This is a genomic window from Streptomyces sp. NRRL F-525 (assembly GCF_000716605.1).
Lineage (GTDB): Bacteria > Actinomycetota > Actinomycetes > Streptomycetales > Streptomycetaceae > Streptomyces.
This window is the reverse complement of the sequence record NZ_JNXE01000090.1, coordinates 1-4,858: the sequence shown is the minus strand read 5'-3', so window position 1 is coordinate 4,858 and position 4,858 is coordinate 1. Positions and strand designations below refer to the sequence as shown.

The 4,858-nt window shown below is 68.6% G+C and carries 4 protein-coding genes and 1 pseudogene; 2 read left to right on the top strand and 3 right to left on the bottom strand.

Annotated elements, in window-relative coordinates; genetic code table 11:
• From OO69_RS53425 to OO69_RS47895, 3 genes and pseudogenes are all read right to left on the bottom strand, one after another.
• Window positions 1-518 (bottom strand): annotated as a pseudogene (locus OO69_RS53425) (hypothetical protein); the annotation flags it as partial.
• A 75-nt stretch (window positions 519-593) separates the two neighbouring features.
• Window positions 594-935 carry a hypothetical protein gene (locus OO69_RS47900; RefSeq protein WP_033287353.1) on the bottom strand — a complete coding sequence of 114 codons (342 nt, stop codon included), beginning with the start codon at window positions 933-935 and terminating at the stop codon, window positions 594-596.
• Window positions 936-1,479: 544 nt separating this feature from the next.
• Window positions 1,480-2,490 (bottom strand): ArsR/SmtB family transcription factor, encoded by a 1,011-nt coding sequence (locus OO69_RS47895; protein ID WP_033287352.1) that lies wholly within the window; start codon window positions 2,488-2,490, stop codon window positions 1,480-1,482.
• Window positions 2,491-2,759: 269 nt separating this feature from the next.
• On the opposite strand from OO69_RS47895, the gene OO69_RS47890 reads away from it, so the two are divergent.
• Both OO69_RS47890 and OO69_RS47885 read left to right on the top strand, forming a co-directional pair.
• The gene (locus OO69_RS47890; protein WP_033287351.1) at window positions 2,760-3,263 is read left to right on the top strand and encodes a peptidase inhibitor family I36 protein; all 504 of its coding nucleotides are present in this window, start codon (window positions 2,760-2,762) and stop codon (window positions 3,261-3,263) included.
• Window positions 3,264-3,302: 39 nt separating this feature from the next.
• Window positions 3,303-4,283 carry a hypothetical protein gene (locus OO69_RS47885; protein ID WP_033287350.1) on the top strand — a complete coding sequence of 327 codons (981 nt, stop codon included), beginning with the start codon at window positions 3,303-3,305 and terminating at the stop codon, window positions 4,281-4,283.
• The last annotated feature ends 575 nt before the right edge of the window (window positions 4,284-4,858 follow it).

Sequence of the window (4,858 nt, the reverse complement as noted above, 5' to 3'; positions counted from 1 at the left end):
GCCTGTGCGCTGGCAGCGGCCCCTCCCTCGCCACACCGGGTGCCACAACCCGCACCGAAGCCCAACAGGCTCCGGAGAAAGCCCGGACCTGCCGCGCGGTCGACCGGGCTCCGCGACTTGCGCCGGGTCGCCCTCCAGTCCGGCTCGTCGTAGGAACTCGGCCAGATCCCGCAGGTTGCGCGCGATGCCGAGGATCTTGCCGTCCACTGGCCTATCGCGTGCTCGACCCGCGCACGGACCTTGCGGTGCTCGGCGTTGTCGGCTTCCACGCCGGCCAGCAGGTCGGCGGCGCATTGGCGGAGATGGTGGGCCCATTGGAAGCGACGGCGGACTTCAGCTGCCTGGGCGAGGTTGTTCAGGTCGTCGGGGTGGGTGAGGTGGGTGTGGGCGACGTGCCAGAAGGAGGCGGGCGGGCATAGGTGCCGTCGGGTGACCCGAGCTTGCTGTTCGAGGTGGTCGGCGAGCCGGAATAGTTGAAACTCCCCAATCGGGGTGTCGGTACGAGCCGGGTCACTCACCCGGCGTAAACGACAGGGTCCCTTTCGACACGTCTGGCGATGTGTGTCGGCTGAGCAGAGCGGACATGCAGACGCCTACAGTTGCCTGGGAGGTGTCGGCGCACCTTCCGGGTCCAGGCCGTTCGGCCACAACCGGTCGAACAACTCTACGGTCGCGGCCAGGCGGTGCAGAGGTTTGATGTAGCCGCGGTCTGCGGCTTGGCGGGCCAGGGCTTCGGCGCCTGCCCGGTCCCTGTCCTCTCCCCGCATAAGTGCCAGGCTGTACAGGGCGTTGGCGTTGCCTCGGTCGACGACTTGGCGCGCCAGATCCTCGGCGCCCTGCCGGTCACCGGCCTCCTCCCGCACCCTCGCCAGGCTGTACAGGGCCAAGGTGTCGCCGAGGTCGACGGCCTGCTGGAGAACGGCCTCAGCGCCCACCCGATCTCCGGCCTCCTCCCGTGTGTACGCCAAGTCTGGACAGGAGGTCGGGGTCTCGTAAGTCCCGGCACAGACATCTCGAGCGCATCAGCCAGCTCGTCGGGTCGGCCGCGCGGCGAGGTGCCTGTCGTGACAGATCCTGTTCCGCGCGGCCCCCGCCGAACCGGACATGACGTTGGGCAGGCCGCCAGCGAGATACCTGCGACCAGGCCCTTTCTCAACTGCCCCCACCGAACCGGACGTGCGGCTTTTAACCGCAACCGGCTCTGCATCGCCTCTTCTTCTCCACGTTTCCACGATCAAGAGGAAGCTCCACAGGTGTCATTCCAGCCATCTACGGAATTGACGGACGCAGAGGGAGAGAAGGCCGCCGTCAGGGCCTCTCCTCAGGAACAGCTTTACGAGAAACAGGACCGGAGAGAGTATCGTCCGGTCGATGCGGCCGAATCCCGTCACCGGAATATCCGAGAAGCGTGCCCGGTCCATTCCTGTGTCGTTACGGAGCCCGTCGAGTTCCTCGGCTCCATGGAAATGCACGCGCCGACTACCGCAGTTGCCCGGTGCGCCCTTCGTGACGTCGGCGGCTCGCCCGCAGTAGTGACGCGCCCGCCGGGGAGAGCGTGTGCAGTACGTGCGTGGCATGTCGGTTACTGACGAGCAGCCCGGCGTCACGCAGCACCGCCGCGTGTCTACTGGCCGAGGGGGCGGAAATCCCCACGGCACGGGCGATCTCGGAGGTGGTGGCACCCGCACCCGCGGCCGTGACTGACAGGACGGTCGCCCGAGTACGGCCGAGCAGAGCGGTCAGCGGAGCGGTCGGGGGTGGGGCCACCGGCTCGTGCAGGAGGGGGTAGACGAGGACCGGTGGCAGTCCGGGGTCGGCCAGGGTGATCGGGGCTTGCCAGCAGAAGTGTGACGGAATGAGACACAAACCCCTGCCGCCCAGATGGAAGTCCCGGTCCTCGACCGGATACTGGACCGACAGGACCGGCGGTTGCCACGACATGGCGGGCCCGAGCCCGGCCAGCATCCCATGGACCCCGCCGTCCAGCAGGTCACGGGTGCGGGCCGACCGGTCAGCCTGTAATCGGGCCTGCATCAGGTTGGCGACCGGGGCGACGGCGGTGGCGTGGTACGTACGGAGCGCTGCCACGAACTCCGCACGCTCGCGCGTTCCGGCCAGCCGCCACGCCCACCGGGGAGTGCCCACCACCCGGTCCAGCAGCGCGAGTTCGTGGAGCACCCGTCGCGATGATGTAGACATGACAACATCAAGTCCGGCATCGAGCCCCCCACTCTCTGTCGGGCGGGGGGTGAGGAAGTCCGGGAAGTAGGCGGCCCGCGGAAAGAGCGGCAGCAGGACCTCGCGGACCAGGTGGTCGAGTTGCTGTTCACCGAGCCGAAGGCGGGTGGTGCGGTACCAGTCCGCGTGGGCCCAGCGGCCGGCCCGCGTCTGGAACCGGTGCAGGCTCATGGCGACTTCCCACAGAGCGTCGGGTCGCGCAGCGACCGTGGTTTTCGCCAGGTCCGCGTCGGTGAAGTGAATACGGAGCATTCCGTTCCCCCTCTGCACCTGGGGATTTTCATCCCGGTGAAACATGATGGCCACCCCATGCCCAGGTTGGCAATATCGCTCACCAGCGTTGCAATGGCCCCACGCCTCCCGTGAATTGAATTCCGCCATGACTCAAAAGGCGCAGGCAAGTAAGGAGGACAAGATCCTCTCCCCCGGCGACACCACGCAAAGGCAACCGGCAGGCAACGCATCGGAAAAAACAGGTACGAAAACTCCTCGTACGTACGGCCCGAGAAAGAGGAATCCGCATGAGATCCTTCCGTTTGGCAGCGGCACTCACCGCCACTGCCCTGGCCGCTCTGGTGGGCCTCGCCCTTCCCGGCAACGCCTTTGCCGCCGACGGGCACACCACCACGGTCGCCACCGCCCCGCAAGCGGTACAGGGGGCCGCCGCATCCGCCGTGGTCTCCCCGCAGGCCATCGGGGACTGTCCGAGCACCTACTTCTGCTTCTGGGTCAACTCCGGCTACAACGACGGGCCGGGCAAGTTCTCCGGCAGCAACACCAACTGGGGCGCCTACTCCCACTCCACGTGCGGCAACGGGACCTGGAGCGACTGCGCCTCCTCGGGCTACAACCACGGCACCAGCGGTCTGGGCGTCGAGGTGTGGAGCGGCACGGGGTACACCGGGTTGTCAGCCTGCCTGCCCAAGGACTGGTCCAACAGCAACTTCGCGAATCTTGTCTGGCCCGGCACTTCGACCAGCTTCAACGACTCGATCAGCAGCAACTACTGGACCTCGGCCTGTTGACCTGGCCTCCTTCCTCGACCGGATGACGGGCAGTCACCGATGACATACCTCTCGCGCCGCGGCACCGGGCGCGCACCGACACGCTCGCTGCCTCTGCTGATCCTCGTGGTGACCCTGGTCTGCGCGGCCGCGACCGCGTGCACCGGACCGGGTACGACCGCACATGCGGAGGCGGTGCCGTCGGCGCGGGAGTTCGGCCACGCGACCGCGGTCCTCACCAGCGACGCCACCGCCCTGCGTCAACGCCGGCAGCTCTTCGACGCTCTGCAGATCCTCACCCAGCGCTGCATGCGCGACCGGGGACTGCGCTACCTGGTCACCAGCGCGGGCCCGCAGCCGCCGACCGGGGCGACGACGGCCGACTCGATCGGTTCCCACTCGACCCCCGGCTACGGCGTCTCCACAACGCTGGGCCGCGTGAACAGCGGCGACATGGCCGAGGACCGGTACGTCCGCTCCCTGTCCACCGCCGAACAGGCCCGCTACACAGCGGCACTCGACGGCCGCATCGACCAGGCGACGCCGCTGACCCTGCCCAGCGGGGCGAGCGGCACCTACGGCACGGGCGGCTGCATGGCCCAGGCCCGGGCGCGACTGTACGGCACCGTACAGGCCGCCTTCGAGGACACGCTCGTGCCGCAGGACGTGGACCATCTCCTCGAGGCGTACCTGGCCTCCGACCACTCCTATCAGACGGCCCTGGGACGCTGGCAGCGCTGCATGACCGACGCCGGTCGGCCGGCGAGGACGCCCACCGCACTGATCCAGTCCCTGCAGGCCGAGGCGGTCAAGGGAGCGAGCGCGTCGACGCTGGCACGCGAGCAGCGAGCCGCCGCGGTCGCCGATCAACACTGCGACGCGGAAAGCGAGTTGCGCCGCACGGGCGCGGCACAGCGCGACGCCTTCCTGCAACACCAGCCCGCACGGACCAGGGCCCGACTGGAGGAGGTCTGGCAACACCGGCAGCAGGCCCTGGCCCGGGCCAGGGCCCTGCTCGGCAAGAACGCTCCCCAGAAATGACCACGGGGTGGTTCCGAACTGTCTGCGGACATCAGGCGGAGCCAAGAGTGCAGGACATGCATCGCCTCGGGTGCTGCCCCAGGTGCTGTTCTGGGTCGCGAGAAACCTCCGGTCCCCAACCGCTCCCATAGCAATGCCACCGACCGGAGGTGTCGGCCTCTCGGGGAAGATCGCCGATCCGACGGGACAACTCAGGAGGTTGGACGAGGCAAGGACTGTTCGCCGGTTTCCCTTTGCAGCCCGCGGTCCAGGCCCTCTCTGCCAGCTGGGCAGTCCGCCCGTGGCCGTGACGAAATCGGCGCTGGAACCGGTGGTGGAACGCCGCGCACTTCCGACGAGCCGACCGGGCAGTTCCCCGGCCACGATACGGGCGAAGGCACCGGCCGTGCCGGGGTCGGTTCCGGGGTGGGCCGGCTCATCGAACGCGGACGGTTCTCCGGGCTGCCGAACCACCCTCCGGTGGTATGTGAGCGAGTGGCCAGAAGATCACCGACCGGGTGGCCGGGATGCGCACCCTGCCGGTCGGCGTCGACCAGCGCAGCGCCTGCCGCCACCCCGACTGGACCGGCCCCGAC

Coding starts and splice junctions, on each gene's coding strand:
- OO69_RS47895 (WP_033287352.1), bottom strand. CDS start 2,490: ATGCTCCGTATTCACTTCACCGACGCGGACCTGGCGAAAACCACGGTC.
- OO69_RS47890 (WP_033287351.1), top strand. CDS start 2,760: ATGAGATCCTTCCGTTTGGCAGCGGCACTCACCGCCACTGCCCTGGCC.
- OO69_RS47885 (WP_033287350.1), top strand. CDS start 3,303: ATGACATACCTCTCGCGCCGCGGCACCGGGCGCGCACCGACACGCTCG.